Source organism: Chryseobacterium sp. FR054, from assembly GCF_056844565.1.
Genome location: NZ_JBXDSA010000004.1, coordinates 21,270 through 38,804, shown reverse-complemented (window position 1 = coordinate 38,804; position 17,535 = coordinate 21,270). Strand labels below are relative to the sequence as shown.

The window sequence follows — 17,535 nt, the reverse complement described above, 5'->3', positions numbered from 1 at the left end:
AGAACTTTTTTTGATTTATGTTTTTAGAAATCAATGTCCCAGATTCCTGCTCTCCGTTCCAGTTCTATCAGGGCAGCGGCGTTATCTGCGAGAGCCTGATAATAATCTTTTCTTATGCCGTTATAGGTTCTCTGGGCGTTAAGGACCTCCAGGATGGAGCTTTCCCCTCTTTTATAACTGTAATTAATGCCTTCCAGGATACTTTTAGCCTCAGTAAGCATTCCGTTTTGGAACTGTTTCAATTGTTTCTGAGTGGCAGTATAGTGCTGCCAGGCCTGAATTACTTCTGCCCGTATTTCCTGTTCGATCTGCTGGTATTCAAGTTCTGACCGGGAATGAGCCATTTCAGCAATTTTCAATCCTGCATTTCTTCTGTTGGAAAATTTCAGAGGAATACTGAGTCCCAGTTTTACCGCATTGACTGCCGGAGAAGGAGCAATTTCATTAGTCGCTTCGGTATGCCGTTCCGCGCCTGCACTGATTCCCAGATCTATTTTACGGTTGGCTTTTTCAAGGCTGATCTGGCTTTGGGCAATCTGTGTATTTTGTTTAGCGGTCAGTAAATCAGCTCGTTCATTTAATGCGTTGATCAAAAGATCATCCATACTGAAATCCCTGTTGAAAGCATTAAAGTCTCCGGAAACCTCTCGGTCTGTCATTTTATAATCGCTGAGAAAAACGGAAAGCCCCGTCAATGCCTGCTGTACGTCACTTTCAGCCTGATACACTTCATTGAGCAGAGCGGCTGCCTCTAATTTACTTTGCTTTGAAGTAACCAATGATATCGTTCCCAGCCGATACCGGATACTGTCAGACTTGGCCAGCTGTAAAATGTTCTCATAAGAATCCCGTTGTACTTCCAGCAGAGCTTTGGACTTCAGTGCTTCAATATATCCTAAAGAGGCACCTGCCCGAAGGTTCCGGAAAAAATCCTGTAACTGGAGTTTACTCAGTTCCGACTGGTTTCTGGCAAGGTTTATCCTGGCTTTTCTCTTACCTCCCAGTTCAAGGGTCCAGCCGATGGATGCCCCGTAAACATAGCCCATATTTTTATTCACTCCGTTGTTGGTAGTTTCTGCTTCCAGCTGAGGGTCCGGAAACATTCCTGCCGTCTGAACGGAAGCTTCGGCTATACTTATATTGTATTTTTGAGCGGCATAACCCAGATTTCTTTTTCCGACAAGCCCGATATATTCATCAAAACGTAAAATTTCTTTTTCCTGAGCTTTGAGTATTCCTGTTGTACTTAATGATGACAGAAACAGTATGATAAAATGAATTTTAATTTTCATATGATGTCAGATTTTGTTTTTCATTACCGCGTTCAGCCATAAAATAAATAGCAGGCAGTATGAAGAGTGTTAAAACAGTAGAGAACATCAGTCCGTAAACGATTACAGTAGCCAGAGGACGCTGTACATCCGAGCCGATGCCTGTGGCCATTGATGCCGGGAATAATCCGATCACTGCAACCGTAGCGGTCATCAGTACAGGCCTGAAACGGTCCTTTGCACCTTGTGTTACGGCCAGTTTCAGAGCATATCCCTTTTTGCGGAGATCGTTGATATGCGAAATCATAATCACTCCATTCTGAATAGCCACCCCGAATAATGCGATAAATCCTACTGCGGAAGATACGTTCAGAGACATTCCCCGGATATTAAGGGCCAGCATTCCTCCGGATAAAGCGAGCGGAACAACCGACATCAGTACTAAGGCCTGTCTGAAATCCCCAAATGCACCATACAATAAGAGGAACATAATGGCAAGTGCCAACGGAATGATAAAAGCCAGCCTGGAATAAGCCCTGTTCTGGTTTTCAAACTGTCCTCCCCATTTGATCCGGTATTTCTCATGGTCATATTGAATGTCTTTTTCAATCTTATCCCGGGCTTTTTTCAGGAAGGAAGAAAGGTCGGTTCCCCTTAAATTAAGCTTTACAGTGAGATGCCGTTTATTCATTTCCCGGGTAATGGTGCTTTCTCCGGTACTTAATTTTACTTCTGCGACCTGTGATAAAGGAATTCTGGCTCCGGAAGCAGAAGTAAGCATCAGGTTTCCGATTTTATCTGGAGTATCACGGCTGTCTTCCGTGTAACGGCAGGAAATATCATAAACTTTATTACCGGTAAAGATCCGGGAGATGGCTTTTCCGCCTAAAGCTACTTCGATGAGATCTGCTACATCTGCCACATTCAGTCCATATCGGGCAATTTTATCCCGGTCAGCAATGATTTGTAACTGGGGAAGCGGAGGTTCCTGATCAATGGCAAGATCGGCAGAACCGGGAACTTCATTTAATGTGGACAATACATTTTCGGCAATCCTTCGGGTTTCTTTGAAGTCTTCACCATATACCTTCACTACCAGTTCACTGTGAGCTCCCGAAATTTTATCCATGACACCGTCAATCATGGGCTGTGAGAATCCTACGGTGAATCCGGGCATTTTTTTGTAATCTTCCGCCAGTTCTTTAATAAGGTCTGCTTTTGTTTTTCCCGAAGGCCATTCTCTGTAAGGTTTTATTCCTATGGAAACTTCAAAATGGGAAGCTGTCCACGGGTCGGTACCATCGTCATTACGTCCTGCCTGAATCATCATATAGGTGATTTCCGGATGTTTCAGGGTTTTTACGCGCAGGCTGTCACTCATTTCTTTTGACTTAGCCAAAGAAATACCGGGTGGGAGCTGTACCTGAAGCCATATGGAACCTTCGTCCAGCTCGGGAAGGAAATCTTTCCCTACGGTATAGGACAGAACTCCTGCGGACAGCAGAACAATGCTTATCGGCAAAATTACTTTTTGGGGTGTCTGCATAATTTGATCTATTCTTTTTCCATAGACAGCTGTTATTTTTTCCAGCCATTTATTATGGTATATTTTTCCTGGTTTACGATAAATGACATAGGCCAGGCCCGGAATTAAAAGCAATGCAGCTGCAAGTGCACCCAGCAAAGCATAACCTACGGTGAAAGCCATTGGGGTAAAGAGTTTTTTCTCCACTCTTTCAAAAGCGAATAAAGGAAGGTAGGCCGTAATAATAATGATGGTGGAAAAGAAAATAGGTTTAGCGACTTCAATCACTCTTTGGGTAATGCTTTTTTCTTCCAAAGATTCTTCCTGGTTTTCTTCTCTTTTTTTCAGGATGGTTTCCAGCATTACAATGGCCCCGTCTACAATAATTCCAAAATCAATAGCTCCCAGAGAAAGCAGGTTAGCTGGGATATTGGTAAAATGCATCAGAATAAACGCGAATAATAAAGAAACCGGAATGGTAACGGCAACCAGCAATGCGCCTCTCCAGCTTCCCAGAAATACAATCAGTACGATGATGACCAATACAATTCCCTCGGTAAGGGTATGGGAAACGGTATGAAGGGTTGTCTCCACAAGGTCAGTTCTGTCCAGAAAAGGATGGATTTTTACCCCAGCCGGGAGAATTTCATTGTTTAATTCATCTACTGCCTTATGTACTCCTTCCAGAACCTGTGACGGGTTTTGTCCTCTTAATAAAAGAACAATTCCTTCTACACTTTCGGAATAGTTTCTCTTTCTGTCGGTATAGCCGAGAATGCCCTTTCTTTCCAGGTTTCCATATTTTAATATTCCTACATCATTGAGAAAGACCGGGACACCATTTCCGGTTTTTACCACAATTTTTCCAAGATCATCTAAATCTTTTACAAGGCCTATCCCCCGGATGACATAGGCCAGATCTCCCAGTGGAAGCATGCTTCCCCCTGCGCTGATGTTGTTTTTGGAAATGGTTTCGGTAACTTCGGATAGGGAAAGTCCGTACTGTTCAAGTTTATGAGGATCCAGTTCAATCTGAAACTGGGTGGTAATTCCTCCGAAATTGGTAACATCTGCAATCCCGGAAACCTGCCTGATGCGTGGAATGATCACAAATTTCTGTAAATCTGTAAGCTCCCGGAGGCTGTGGGTATTACTCTCGATAATATACCGGTAGACTTCGCCGGTAGGAGAGGTCAGTGGATCAAGCCCCGGCTGGGCATCATAAGGGAGCGTAACATCCGATAATCTTTCCTGGATGCGCTGTCTTGCCCAATAATCATCAACGCCATCATCAAAAACCATTGTAATGATGGACAGACCGAATGTACTTTTACTCCGCATCACATGTATTCCGGGAAGTCCATTAAGAGAGCGTTCCAAAGGTATGGTGATCTGCTGTTCCACTTCTTCGGCAGCCAGCCCCGGAACCTGTGTAACGACCTGTGAGGTGACATCAGCGATGTCGGGATACGCTTCCACCGATAATCTGGTCCAGGAATAGTAGCCGAAGAACCCGAGTAAAAGGAAGAGGGCCAGCATCAGCCATCTTTTCTGTATAGAGATTGTAAGTAATTTCTTCATTGTTCTTGATTTCGCATTGTTTCACATTATTTTGCGTCCGGCATATAGATTCCGCCTTCGGTCATGATGGTTTCGCCTGCTTTCAGGCCTGAGATCACTCTTATTGTTTTCCGATCGGTTTCTCCTGTGATAACCGGACGTCTGGCAAATTGATTTTTACCTGTTTTCACCCACACATATTGAGAACTGTCATCCTGCATCACAGCAGTAACAGGAATCATCACTGTTTTTTCCGGAACTGTTGAGAAATTAACCGTGGCATACATTCCGGGTTTCAGGCTTTTGTCTGGATTATTACATTCAATAAGAACTTTTATGCTTCTGGTATTTTCGTCTACAATTTCATTGATATGATATACTGTCCCGGTAATATTTCTGTCCGGATAAGCGCTTACTTTTACCGAGACATGATCTCCGGTATTGATAAAACGGATGTCTTTTTCCTTGACATCTCCGGAAATCCAGACTTTGGAGAGTTCTGCGATAATAATGACGGGTTCAGCATCACTTTTCAGATATTGTCCGTTCACAATAGTGTTTGAGATAATTTCTCCGCTGATGGGAGCTCTCACAATAAGAGGGCTTCCCAAACTGCTTCCTTTGCTATTGTAAACTTTCAGGGCAGACGATGCGTTGGAAAGGGAGCTCATTTTATTTTTAAAATCGGTTTCAGCTTCATCAAGTTCTTTCCGGATACCCACACCGTGTTTTACCAGATCCTGCTGGCGTCTGTAATTTTTTTCTGCAAGCTGTACCTCATTCAGCGCATCTGTATAGTCTTTCTGCACAGAAAAATAATCGGAGGAGAGAATCTCGAAAAGTGGGCTGCTGGCCGCAACATTTTGACCGAGACGGATAAAGGATTTTGTAATTCTCCCGGAAAAAGGACTGGCAATTTCCGCATAATGATTGGGAATAGCCTGGATGGTTCCGGCCGAAACAATACCATCGCTGTGTTCCTGTTCTGTAACGGCTTCAGTTTTTATTTTTCTGAAAACAGGATTGTTCTCAGGAACGGTGATCTGCCCGTTGCTGATTGTGAGTTCCTGTGCTTCATTTTTCTCAGAAAGACTTTCCTTACAAGAGACTGTAAAGATTACGATAATGCTTAAAATTATTTTTTTCATGATCTTAATAAAGTTGAGTACTGTTATTGATTTCTGCTTTTGTCTGGTTCTTTTTTTTCATTGATGCCAGTTTTTTATTCCGGGTATTTTTATGACCGGATAAAGAGGGTCTGAGAAATATATTCGTAGAAACGATGAAGAAAACGGTAATGAGAGCTTCTTTGGAATAGCCCAATGCACATAATGCGCCTATGGCTGCGGAACACCATAAAGTGGCTGCGGTATTAAGTCCCCGGACGGTAAGGCCGTCTTTCATGATCACACCACCGCCGAGGAATCCGACACCGCTTACAATATAAGAGGTAATTCTTCCGGCAGCGTCACCACCGATTCTGACAGCAATCAGTACAAAGGCAGCCGAGCCTATGCAGACTAAAGTATTGGTGCGGAGACCTGCGTTTTTTTTACGCCACTGCCTTTCGAAGCCTATACCGGCCCCTAAGCAGAATGCCACTGATAAACGAAGAGTAAATTCAAATGTATTCATAACTTTTCCTGTTTTTGCAAAGCTTTTCAGCTATACGGGAAAAGGGGTACAGCTAAAGCTTTAAAGATTGATAATTACGGTAAGGATCCGGGTCCATATGCTTTATTTTTACTGCGCAAAAGTAGAAATGGAATTTTTTTTTTACCGTTAGAGAATCTTTAGAATACTATTAGAAAATCATTAGAAAAACTGTTTCTTCCTGCGGTTTTCTGAAACAGCCTGCGCATGCAGGCCCCTGGCTGTATTTTATTCTTAATTCAGGGGGAAGTTATTTTTACATCTGAAAATTCAATAATTTTGAACATCAGAAAGTTGATCTGAAAAAGTACTGACAGACGGTAGTTTTGGGATTTTCAGAATTCCGGAGGATGGTTTTCAGAAATCAAAGTATATAATTTTATCCATGAAAAAAACAAACATAGCTATATCTGCGACACTTCTGGCTATTATCTGTGTACAGGGGGGAGCCTCTGTTGCAAAACAGCTTTTTCCGGCGATAGGAGCAATCGGAACGGTTACTTTAAGAATTGTGCTGTCAGCTGTTTTGCTGACATTGATTAACCGTCCGAAATTTTCAGCGTTTACAAAGCAAATGTGGATGTATTGTGCTATGTACGGATTTGGACTGGCAGCTATGAATCTTATTTTTTATATGGCTATCCAGCGGATTCCTTTAGGTTTGGCAGTTACCGTAGAGTTTGCCGGACCTTTGTTTCTTGCACTGGCACTGTCCCGCAAACTGCTGGATGTGATATGGGCTTTACTGGCCTGTGCCGGAATTTTACTCATCGTTCCCTGGAAGAGTGATCATATTGATTTATCAGGACTTGGTCTGGCATTTCTGGCAGGATTATTCTGGGCCGTTTATATTGTGATGGGCGGAAAGGTTGCTAAAATAATGGATGGGAAAGATGCGGTAACTACGGGGATGATATTTGCCAGCTTTCTGATTATACCTTTTACTTTATGGGATGGTGCCGTTTTCAATCTTACTCCTGCAATTTTTGTAAAAGGTCTGGCAGTGGCTATTCTGTCCAGTGCATTACCATTTTCTCTGGAGATCATGGCCCTGAAAAACCTTCCGGCCAAAACCTTCAGTATTCTGATGAGCCTGGAGCCTGCATTTGCTGCACTTTCTGGATTTATATTCCTGCAGGAAAACCTGACTTTTTTACAGTGGATTTCTATTGCCTGCGTAATTGCAGCAAGTATAGGAACCACTATTTTCGGAAAGGTTAGCAGCAGTCACTGATGCTGCATTCCTGAAATAAAATGAGAATTTTTTTCATTAAAGGGTTTCAAATACTGTGGTGAAAACAGTTCCGTCAATGTCAGATGTTACGGAAATGCCGGCCTGGTGAAGATTAATGATTTTTTCGGTAAGGAAAAGCCCTATTCCGTGCCCCTTTTCTTTTCCGGAAGTTTCGCTTCTGTAAAAAGGTTCAAAAATATGTTCCATATCTTCCGGGGAAATAATATTTCCTGTGTTGATGAAACTGATACGGAGTTTTTTATCATCTGCTTTTACACGGATAGAGCAGGTATGTTCCGGTGAATATTTACAGGCATTATCAATAAGATTGTTGAAAGCCACCCGCAGCAGATATTCGTTCCCCTGAATAATTAGCTGGCGTTCCTCCACGGTATCCTCAATATTCAGTGAAACTTTATAGGAAGGGTTTTCCTTTATTATTCCGCTGTAAGATTCCAGCAGGACTTCATCAAGTCTTACCTCAGAGAAACTGATTTCATTCGGGTCGTAGCTTGCTTTGGCCAGATCCATCAAACTGTTGGACAATCTGGCCATATTCTGGGCATCTTCCAATGCATACCGGATGGTCTGCTGATGTTCTTCCCGGGTCTGTTCTTTTTCAGAAGCCAGTTCCAGTTCAGTAATAATAGCGGATAACGGAGTCCTGAGTTCGTGTGAAATATTGGATACAAAATATTTCTGGGCATCAAAAGAGTTTTCCAGACGTTCCAGCATACCGTTGAAACTCCGGGCCAGTTCGTTGAGTTCATCTTTTTCTCTGGTTGTTTTCAATCTCAGCTGTAATTTTCCTGCCGTAATTTTTTTAATCTGATCTACCATTTCACTCAGGGGGCTTAATGTTTTTTTGGAAAGAAATATTCCGGCCAGATAAATCAGGATCAGGATGCTGATGAAAGAAATGAGACTGATGGTCTGCAGATGGGTGAGGTATTCATAGCCGTACTGATCATAGGCAGCAGCTGTTACAGCATAAGATTTTCCCTGATCATGATAAACTATTCCGATCACCTGAAGATCGTTTAAAAAGAAACTGATGGTATTTTTCCGGAATATCTCTGAAAGCATTTCCCGGTTTTCTTTTACATAGTCTACTTTGGCATCATCGTGGTAAATAAGCCGGTTGTGGGAATCATAGATGGCCACCTGAACTTCATTCAGGGTTCTGTTGTTGTTTTTGTAAAGTTGATGCATCTCCTGTTCGGGCAGTGAACTTTGGAAAAACAGATCAGCTTTGGCAATCGCTTCATTTCGCAGTTCGCCGTAAAAAGATTTTTCTCTTGCTTCTTTTGATGAGTAATAAACGGAAAAACTGTAAATACCCAGAAGCATTGCCGTAATCAGGGTAAAAAGCAGGGTAAGTCTGGTTCTTATCTTCATCTCTGGTCTGAAGGGTTTACGGTTTATATTGTATTATAAACAGGGAGAATATTTCATCCTTGTTCCGTTCCTGTTTCATAATCTTTCTTCAGGATAAATCCCATGCCGGCTTTGGTGTGAATGAGTTTAATTTCAAAATCCCGGTCAATTTTCTTTCGCAGATAGTTGATGTATACGTCAATAAAGTTAGTTCCGGTATCAAAATGGGTTTCCCATACCTTTTCAGCGATTTCACTGCGCGAAAGAACCCTTTCGGAATTTTCCATCATAAATTTCAGGAGATTGAACTCTTTGGGGGTCAATTTTACAGGAGTCTGATTCCGGCTGACTGTTTTTTGCTCCAGATTCATTTCAATACCTTCATATTTCAGGACAGAAACTTTCAGCTGCCTCTGTTGTGAAAAACGTTTCAGTAAAACCCTGATCCTCGCGGTCAGCTCACGCATTTCAAAAGGTTTGGTCATATAATCGTCCGCTCCGGCATCAAATCCTTCAAGCTTATCGTCCGTGGTACCCAGTGCGGTAAGCATGATTACCGGGAGATCAGGTTTCAAAGCTTTAAGTTCAAAACAAAATTCAAGACCGCTTTTCTGAGGAAGGATAATATCGGTTATCACCAGATCAAAATCCTTTTGATGAGCCAGTTTCAGACCTGTTATTCCGTCATAGGCCATACTTACTTCAAATTCAGCTTCCTGAAGGCCTTTGGTGATAAGTCTGGAAAGTCTGTCGTCATCTTCTACTAATAAAATATGTGGCATAAGAATCTCTGGAATGTTGGGTTGAATGGAAGAGCAGATCGATATTTACAACAAATGTAATGAATTCTATTTTGTAATTTTGACGAAGAAACAATAAGCCGATGCCGGGATTAAAATTATCTTTCAACATAAGTACAGGATGTCTGCTCCTTTTGACCTTACTGTTCATTAACTGCAGTTCTTATCAGAAGGCAGAACTCAGAAACGGAGACCTGCTTTTTGTTACCGCCAAAGAAACCGGACTTTCGGGAGCGATCAACAACGTTACCCGGAAACAGGAAGAAGCTTCTTTTGATCATATCGGAATCGCTGAAAAAGAAAACGGGCACTGGTATGTTCTGCATGCCGCACCCAAAGGAGGTTCCCAGGAGCAGGAGCTGAAAAATTTTCTTAAAGATCAGTCTGATGAAGGTCAGCGCGTCATCATTTACCGTCTGAAACCTGAATATCAGAAAACCATTCCCGCAGCACTCATAAAAGCGGAAGCCATGTTGGGGAAACCTTATAATTTCAATTATATCCTGAATGAAAATTCTTACTATTGCTCAGATTATATTGAAAGAGCATTCAGAGAGAACCATATTTTTAAGCTGGAACCAATGACCTTCAAAGATCCGAAAACAGGGAAAACGAATGAATTCTGGGAAAGTTTTTATCAGAAGAAAAACCTGCAAGTTCCGGAAGGAGAACCCGGCTGTAATCCAAACGGACTGGCTGCTTCTGAAAAGCTGGATAGAATTGGTGAATTATAAAACAGAAGGTTTCAGTTTACAACAACAGGCGCAAAAGATTTAACACTTTAGTATCAATAAGTTTAAATGCCTTGAGTATAGAAGTTCACATAAGTTAAAAAAAATCTACGATTTTTATTGATTAAAAAGAGATCTGCTCAATCTGCAGAATCTGTGAGATCATAAAAATATTAATAAAAATCTCTCCTAAAAAATCGATTGTAGTTTGCAGAATTTATTCAATAGAGGTGGACTTTACCCTGCATGAATAATAATATCATTTCATCCGGGTTTAGTCAAAGCCTATTTATCAGATCAATTTGAAGTTTTTTTTAAAAAATATTAGTCTACTAATTTGGTAGACTAATATTTTTTTATATTTTTGTCACAGATTTAACGCAAAGAGCACTATGATCTGATAATATTAATCCACAAAAATCTTTAGTGATGAGACTACCTAATGTTGATACGCAGGTTTTACAGAATACCGTCAGCCTGCCTAAGAAAGAATTGATCCTGGAAATAGAATTAAATGGCAAAATGAAATTTGAACATTTAATGAATGCAGTCTATAACCAGTTCGGGATATGCCACAGGGTTCTTTCTGCCAACATAGAGTATGTGAACGGATATAGTTTCGGATCTGTGCAGCTTTATATTAAGGTAAGTTCAGATGATTACCGGCAGCTGGAATCTTATCTGAATAAAAATAAACTTTTGAGTACAACAGTAGAGTATATCTGCAGAACGTATTCTTAGTGAGATTCATATAGTTTTAATTACATAAGCATCGGGTAGTTTTCTGCCGGATGCTTTTTTATTACAGTGAGAAATGTTGCCGGTTTTTCCTGATGACAAAAAAACTGTATTTTTAAACCTTATAAAATATGAAAATCTATGATCACAATTTTTGTTATTGCCGCATTAATCGTATTGTTTCTGCTTTACGGGGTTTCTATTTATAACCGTCTGGTGAAACTGAGAAACCTGGTGCAGGAAGCATGGAGCAGTATTGATGTCATGCTTAAAAAACGTCACGATCTTATCCCGAATCTTGTAGAAACCGTAAAAGGATATGCTACCCACGAACGTGAAACTCTTGACAGCGTTACCAGGGCAAGAACACAGGCGGTAGGAGCAGATTCTGTTCAGGCAAAAGAAGCTGCTGAAAAGAACCTGAACCAGGCAATGATGAATCTTTTCGCCGTTGCAGAACAGTATCCGGATCTGAAAGCCAATACCAATTTCCAGCAGCTTCAGAGCGAACTGACTTCCATTGAAAATGATATTGAAAAATCAAGAAGATACTATAACGGAACCGTACGTGAAAACAATACCCTGGTAGAATCATTTCCAAGCAATATAGTGGCCGGAATGTACAAATTTGAAAAATCTCCGTTCTTTGAACTGCAGAATATTGCCGACAGGGAGGTTCCAACCGTAAAATTCTAGGGAATGGAAAAGTTGCTGCAGCTTTTTCTGGTTTTATTCTTTTCTGTTGCCTTTGCCCAGAATGAAACAGGCAGAGAAGACCAGATGACAATTGCCGGACCGGAGAAAATTATTTCATTCCATTCAGATATTGAGGTAGATAAAAATTCCGGAATTACCGTTACGGAACATATTAAAGCATACAGTCTGGGAGATAAGATCAAAAGAGGGATATTCCGTTCCCTGCCTTTATCCAGAAACCTCAATAACAGAAGATATAAGGTAAAATATGATATCATCTCCGTTAAAAAGAACGGAGCAGATGAAAAGTATCATGAGAAAATTTCAAATGATTATCTGGAGATCTATTTCGGAAACAAAGATGTCATTTTGGACCCTGGAACCTATGATTACGAAATAAAATACAAAGCAGAGAACCAGATCGGTTTCTTTGACCGTTATGACGAGCTTTACTGGAATGTAAACGGTACGTATTGGGATTTTGACGTAGACTCAATCTCTGCAAAGGTTATGCTTCCGGAAGGTGCGGGAATCATTCAGAATTCCTGTTATACCGGAGCATATGGCAGTACATCCCAAAATTGTACAGCTAAGGTTCTTTCAGAAAATTCAATAGAGTGGAGTGCTTCCGGTCTGAAAGCCAATGAAGGTCTTACCGTAGCGGTAGGATTTAAAAAAGGAGTGATGATCCCACCTCCGCCGCCTTCTTTCCTTGAGGTGTATGGTATCCTGATCTGCGGGTTTATTGTATTCATCGGTTTGCTCTTTTATTACTATACGACCTGGAAAAAATATGGTGTTGATCCTGAAAAGCCTACTGTTTATCCACAGTTTAATGTTCCTGAAAATATGTCTCCGGCTACACTGGGCTATATCAGATCTGAAAGTTTCAGTAATAAATACCTTACGGCAGCCATTGTCAACCTTGCGGTGAAAGGATATCTTAAAATTATAGAAAATGAAGATTCCGGAATATTGGGAATGTTCAAGACAAAAAAATTTATCTTAAAAAAATTAAAAGAGGCTGATGAGGGGCTTCCTAAGGAAGAAATTAACCTGATGAACAGTCTTTTTTCAGAGTATAAAGATTCTGTAACATTTGATGGGAAGTACGATTCTAAAATTGAAAAAGCGGTTCGTAATTTTAAAGAAACCCTTAAATTTCAACATGATAATTTTCTGAATGAAGGAAATAATACCTCAAAATTGATTCTTCCGTGGATGATAAGTTCTATTGTATATGGTGCAGGATTAGTCCTGAGTTATATGATTTATCCTGAAATTGAAAAATTACTGATTGGAGGAGTTATTTATATCGTTCTTCTGGTTGTATTTATCATTGCTGCTTTTGCGGCGAGAGGTTATTTTTGGATCTTTCTGATACCGGTTCCGTTTATTTTATTCATCGGAGCTTTAGTCATGATCTATCAGGGGCATGATGCCGTAGAAAGCAATAATTTCAATGTATGTTATGTATTTCTGATCCTTACATTTGTAGCTTTACTGATCTATCAGCATCTGATCAAAAGACCTTCAGAAGAAAAGCTGAGAAAAAAATCGCTGATCGACGGATTTAAAATGTACATGGGTGCTGCGGAAAACGAACAGCTGAAATTCCATAATCCTCCTCAGATGACCCCGCAGGTTTTTGAAACCCTTCTGCCTTTTGCGATGGTATTGGGTGTTGATGAGGTTTGGGGTGAAAAATTTGATGATATGCTGAAAAGAACGTCCACAGAGTATCAGAATAACTGGTATTATGGCGGAACGCTGAATCATTATGCTTTTGCCAGTACGCTGAACTCAAGCCTTACCCAATCCATACAGTCAACCTCTACCCAGCCTTCCAGCTCAGGAAGCGGTTCAGGTGGCGGTGGATTCTCCGGCGGCGGTGGAGGAGGCGGTGGTGGCGGTGGCTGGTAGCCGGTTTCCATAAAATAAAAAAGCATTCAAAATTAAACTTTGAACGCTTTTTTTATTCTTAAAGAGCATTAGATTCTTTCAATATCTGCACCGATTGCTTTTAGCCTTCCGTCGATATTTTCGTAACCTCTGTCAATCTGCTCAATGTTATGGATGATCGATTTTCCTTCAGCAGAAAGGGCGGCAATAAGAAGCGCATTTCCTGCTCTGATATCAGGGGAAACCATAGTGGTTCCTCTTAAAGGAGTTTCCTGGTTCAGTCCGATAACAGTAGCTCTGTGCGGATCACATAAAATGATCTGTGCCCCCATATCAATCAGTTTATCTACAAAGAATAATCTTGATTCAAACATTTTCTGATGTACCAGAAGACTTCCTTTAGCCTGAGTAGCCACTACAAGAATGATGGACAGCAGGTCAGGGGTAAATCCCGGCCACGGAGCGTCTGAAATAGTAAGGATAGATCCGTCAATAAATTTCTGAATTTTATAATTTTCCTGAGCCGGAATATAAATATCATCGTTGCTTTGTTCAAGCTGGATTCCCAGTTTTCTGAAGGTATTCGGGATAACGCCGAGCTGGTTCCAGTTTACATTTTTAATGGTAATCTCCGATTTGGTCATGGCCGCAAGACCAATCCATGATCCGATCTCTACCATATCGGGAAGCATGGTGTGTTCTGTTCCCCGCAGATAATCCACTCCTTCAATGGTAAGAAGGTTGGAGCCTATTCCCGAGATATTAGCCCCCATTCTGTTCAGCATTTTGCATAACTGCTGAAGATAAGGTTCGCATGCGGCATTGTAGATTCTGGTTTTTCCTTTGGCAAGAGCTGCCGCCATCACAATATTGGCTGTTCCTGTTACAGAAGCTTCTTCCAGAAGGATAAACTTTCCTTTTAATTCTTTTGCCTTCAGTGAGTAGAAATATTCATCTTCATCGTAATTAAATTCAGCACCCAGTTCTACCAGTCCCTGGAAGTGGGTATCCAGTCTTCTTCTTCCGATCTTGTCTCCTCCGGGAGTTGGCATATACGCTTCTCCATATCGGGCAAGCATTGGCCCCATCAGCATGATAGATCCTCTTAGTTTAGCTCCGTCTTTTTTGAATTCGTTGGATTTGATATAATCAAAATTGACCTTATCCGCCTTGAAAGTATAATCGCCATGACCGTTTTTAGTCACTTTTACACCAAAATCTCCCAGAATTTCAATCAGTCTGTTTACATCGTGAATGTCCGGAATATTTTTAATTCTTACCTCTTCATCCGTTAACAGGACCGCACATAAAATCTGTAAAGCTTCGTTTTTGGCTCCCTGTGGAGTTATTTCTCCCTGCAGTCTTTTTCCTCCCCTTATCTGAAATGTTCCACTCATTACTTTCTGTTTTTATGATTGTTATTGTTGTGCCTTCTTTTATTGGTCTGGTTCTTATTATTGTTGTTATTACTGTTTTTGTTATTCCGGCTATTGTTATTACTGGTATAATAGATCTTGCTTTTTTCAAGGGAATCTATTCCGGTAAGGTCCAGCCTGTTTTCAGACAGCTCTTTCAGATGGCGGAAAATAACGTCGTCCGTTACGTGTTCTTTATTGTATACGTTATAGGACTTCTTCATATTGTTGGCGATCACTTCAATCAAAGCTTCCTTTTCATCTCCTGTTTCCAGCTCGATGGCCTTTTCAATCAGCTGAAGAATACTCTTTCCGTAAAATTTGAAATCTCCCTGCAGTTTAGGGTACTCCATCTTCTTCGGCTTTTCAGCAAGCTGTTCCCGGGTAGGAAAGGGGTAAGGGGATTCTACATCCAGATCATATTCTGCCAAAATAAAAAGATGATCCCAAAGTTTATGTTTATAATTTTCTTCGTCACGGAGCTGAGGGTTTCTCTGACCCATAAAATCAATGATGGCCATTGCCATTTCACTCCTTTCCTCTTTGGTAGGGAGTTCTTTGCAGCGTTCAACCAGCTGCTGTATAATTCTGCCATATTCCGGCATATGAAGCTGGGTTTTTTGGGTATTGTATTCCATAGTATGCAAATATATGGATTAAAAGAAAAATTGTTTTGAAAATCTTAAAAGTTTATGATTTTTTAATGAAAATTGTATACAGGCATTTCTTGAACGGAATTGGAAATATTTCACATGTAATAGAATTTATTTAATAAAATTGTAACTTAGTTATCAGATTAATAAATAAAATATAAGTATGAAAAAAACACATTTCTTCCTTTCTGTACTGGCTCTGACATCCATCAGCTCCTGTCGGAATACTGATGAACCTGTTGGTGAAGACCTGCGTAAAGCAGAAGTACACAATAAAACAGTGAATGTAACGAATCACGATGGAAAACCTTTCAGTACAGGAAATGTTTCCTCAGCCGGAAAATTTATTGCCGGCCCGGGAGGCAGTGTCCTGATGCAGGGGTTTTACTGGGATGTTCCTGCCGGAGGAACCTGGTGGGATACCGTTAAAAATAAACTGGCCGACTGGTCCACAGCAGGGATCGGCGCAGTATGGCTTCCTCCGGCATCGAAAGCCCAGAACGGAGCCTATTCTATGGGCTATGATCCTACCGATTATTACGATTTTGGAAATTTCAGCCAGAATGGAAGCGTAGAAACGCGTTTCGGATCTAGAACAGAGCTGGAAGCCCTGATTACAAAAGCCCATGCTGAAAATATGCAGGTGTACGCAGATATTGTAATCAATCATAACAGTGGCGGTCAGTCTGAAGCGAATCCGTTTACAGGAACCAATACCTGGACCGATTTTTCAGGAATTGCATCTGGAAAATTTAAAAGAAGTTATAATGATTTCTACAAAAACTCATATGGAAATAATGATGAAGGGGCTTTTGGCGGATTTCCGGATCTGTGTCATGCCAATCCTTATGTACAGGACTGGCTGTGGGGACGGGATGATTCTGTTGGAAAATATTATAAAAATGTAATGAAATTTGACGGATGGAGGTTTGATTATGTGAAAGGCTTCGGACCCTGGGTCGTCAATAGCTGGAATTCCAGCGTAGGCGGATTTTCTGTGGGTGAACTTTGGGAATCCAATGTCAATACTCTTGAGTGGTGGGCGAATAACGCCAACAGTTCCGTATTTGATTTTGCCGCTTATTATAAAATGGATGAAGCCTTCGATAACGGAAATCTAAACGTACTGAACGATGATATGATGTGGAAAAGAAACCCGTATAAAGCGGTAACTTTTGTAGCGAATCACGATACCGATATTATTTACAACAAAATGCCTGCCTATGCCTATATTCTGACCCATGAAGGGTATCCGACTGTTTTTTACAGGGATTATGAAGAATGGCTGAATAAAGAAAGACTCAACAACCTGATCTGGATCCATAATAATAAAGCTACCGGAACCACATCTATTCTGTATACGGACAACGATGAATATATTGCAAGACGAAACGGATATAACGGGAACCCGGGGCTGGTGGTGTATATCAACACCTCTTCCAGCTGGCAGGAAAGATGGGTGGAAACCAACTGGAGCAGTCAGCAGATCAAAGATTTTACCGGGCATTCAGGCTGGTATCCAACTACGCAGGGCGATAAATGGGTAAAGATCCAGTGCCCTCCGAACAGCTATTCAGTCTGGTCCTTAAATCAATAATAGCAATCCAAACATCATACAATTAAAAGGGATAAGGTCAATTACTTTATCTCTTTTTATATCTAATATTGAATTTTGAACAAAAAAACCGGCATGATCGGGAGGAAAATATCCGCCAAGATCTGTGGGAAATAATTAACCACAACACAAAAGATTAATATTTTAGTCTCAATAAGTCTGAAAGTTAACGTATAAAAATACACCTTAGTTTTTAGAAATCTGGATTTCTGTTTACGACAGGATAAAAAATCTGCTTAATCTGCATGATCAGCGAGACCATAAAAATACCGGCAAGTTCTTGGTAAAACACTCTCATGTTAGATTGCAGAATTTATTTAATAGAGGTGGACTTTACGCCTAAATAATCATTTCATACGGCTTTA

Annotated in this window: 14 protein-coding genes; 6 read left to right on the top strand and 8 right to left on the bottom strand. The window is 40.8% G+C overall.

Annotated elements, in window-relative coordinates; translation table 11 throughout:
• Window positions 1-23 precede the first annotated feature (23 nt).
• From AC106S_RS16405 to AC106S_RS16390, 4 genes are read right to left on the bottom strand one after another with little or no spacing between them, the layout of a single operon-like run.
• Window positions 24-1,292 carry a TolC family protein gene (locus AC106S_RS16405; RefSeq protein WP_482440683.1) on the bottom strand — a complete coding sequence of 423 codons (1,269 nt, stop codon included), beginning with the start codon at window positions 1,290-1,292 and terminating at the stop codon, window positions 24-26.
• Window positions 1,282-4,377, bottom strand: a complete 3,096-nt coding sequence (locus tag AC106S_RS16400; protein WP_482440681.1) for an efflux RND transporter permease subunit — start codon at window positions 4,375-4,377, stop codon at window positions 1,282-1,284. Before AC106S_RS16400 ends, AC106S_RS16405 begins: the two co-directional genes overlap by 11 nt.
• A gap of 26 nt (window positions 4,378-4,403) precedes the next feature.
• Window positions 4,404-5,504: an efflux RND transporter periplasmic adaptor subunit gene (locus AC106S_RS16395; protein ID WP_482440679.1), complete on the bottom strand. Its 1,101-nt coding sequence runs from the start codon at window positions 5,502-5,504 to the stop codon at window positions 4,404-4,406.
• Between the two features lie 4 nt (window positions 5,505-5,508).
• Window positions 5,509-5,991, bottom strand: a complete 483-nt coding sequence (locus AC106S_RS16390) for an MgtC/SapB family protein (RefSeq protein WP_482440677.1) — start codon at window positions 5,989-5,991, stop codon at window positions 5,509-5,511.
• A 403-nt stretch (window positions 5,992-6,394) separates the two neighbouring features.
• Between AC106S_RS16390 and AC106S_RS16385 the strand changes: the two genes are divergently transcribed.
• Entirely contained in the window at window positions 6,395-7,243 is an 849-nt protein-coding gene (locus tag AC106S_RS16385) for an EamA family transporter (RefSeq protein ID WP_482440675.1), read from the top strand.
• A gap of 36 nt (window positions 7,244-7,279) precedes the next feature.
• Here the strand turns inward: AC106S_RS16385 and AC106S_RS16380 are convergent, their stop codons facing one another.
• Window positions 7,280-8,641 carry a HAMP domain-containing sensor histidine kinase gene (locus tag AC106S_RS16380; RefSeq protein ID WP_482440674.1) on the bottom strand — a complete coding sequence of 454 codons (1,362 nt, stop codon included), beginning with the start codon at window positions 8,639-8,641 and terminating at the stop codon, window positions 7,280-7,282.
• Window positions 8,642-8,694: 53 nt separating this feature from the next.
• Complete coding sequence (locus AC106S_RS16375; RefSeq protein ID WP_482440672.1) at window positions 8,695-9,402, bottom strand: response regulator transcription factor; 708 nt, start codon at window positions 9,400-9,402, stop codon at window positions 8,695-8,697.
• A gap of 101 nt (window positions 9,403-9,503) precedes the next feature.
• On the opposite strand from AC106S_RS16375, the gene AC106S_RS16370 reads away from it, so the two are divergent.
• The 4 genes from AC106S_RS16370 (at window position 9,504) to AC106S_RS16355 (ending at window position 13,508) form a co-directional block, all read left to right on the top strand.
• Window positions 9,504-10,154 carry a YiiX/YebB-like N1pC/P60 family cysteine hydrolase gene (locus AC106S_RS16370; protein ID WP_482440671.1) on the top strand — a complete coding sequence of 217 codons (651 nt, stop codon included), beginning with the start codon at window positions 9,504-9,506 and terminating at the stop codon, window positions 10,152-10,154.
• 426 nt (window positions 10,155-10,580) lie between these two features.
• The gene (locus tag AC106S_RS16365; protein WP_482440669.1) at window positions 10,581-10,892 is read left to right on the top strand and encodes an NIL domain-containing protein; all 312 of its coding nucleotides are present in this window, start codon (window positions 10,581-10,583) and stop codon (window positions 10,890-10,892) included.
• A gap of 138 nt (window positions 10,893-11,030) precedes the next feature.
• Window positions 11,031-11,585, top strand: coding sequence for a LemA family protein (locus tag AC106S_RS16360; protein ID WP_482440668.1), 555 nt, complete (start codon window positions 11,031-11,033; stop codon window positions 11,583-11,585).
• A gap of 3 nt (window positions 11,586-11,588) precedes the next feature.
• The gene (locus AC106S_RS16355; protein ID WP_482440667.1) at window positions 11,589-13,508 is read left to right on the top strand and encodes a DUF2207 domain-containing protein; all 1,920 of its coding nucleotides are present in this window, start codon (window positions 11,589-11,591) and stop codon (window positions 13,506-13,508) included.
• 68 nt (window positions 13,509-13,576) lie between these two features.
• Here the strand turns inward: AC106S_RS16355 and murA are convergent, their stop codons facing one another.
• Window positions 13,577-14,884: a UDP-N-acetylglucosamine 1-carboxyvinyltransferase gene (gene murA / locus AC106S_RS16350; RefSeq protein WP_482440666.1), complete on the bottom strand. Its 1,308-nt coding sequence runs from the start codon at window positions 14,882-14,884 to the stop codon at window positions 13,577-13,579.
• Entirely contained in the window at window positions 14,884-15,540 is a 657-nt protein-coding gene (locus AC106S_RS16345) for a DUF4290 domain-containing protein (protein WP_482440664.1), read from the bottom strand. Before AC106S_RS16345 ends, murA begins: the two co-directional genes overlap by 1 nt.
• Window positions 15,541-15,718: 178 nt before the next feature.
• Here AC106S_RS16345 and AC106S_RS16340 point away from each other — a divergent pair, with 178 nt between their 5' ends.
• Window positions 15,719-17,152 carry an alpha-amylase gene (locus AC106S_RS16340; RefSeq protein ID WP_482440663.1) on the top strand — a complete coding sequence of 478 codons (1,434 nt, stop codon included), beginning with the start codon at window positions 15,719-15,721 and terminating at the stop codon, window positions 17,150-17,152.
• Window positions 17,153-17,535: the final 383 nt, after the last annotated feature.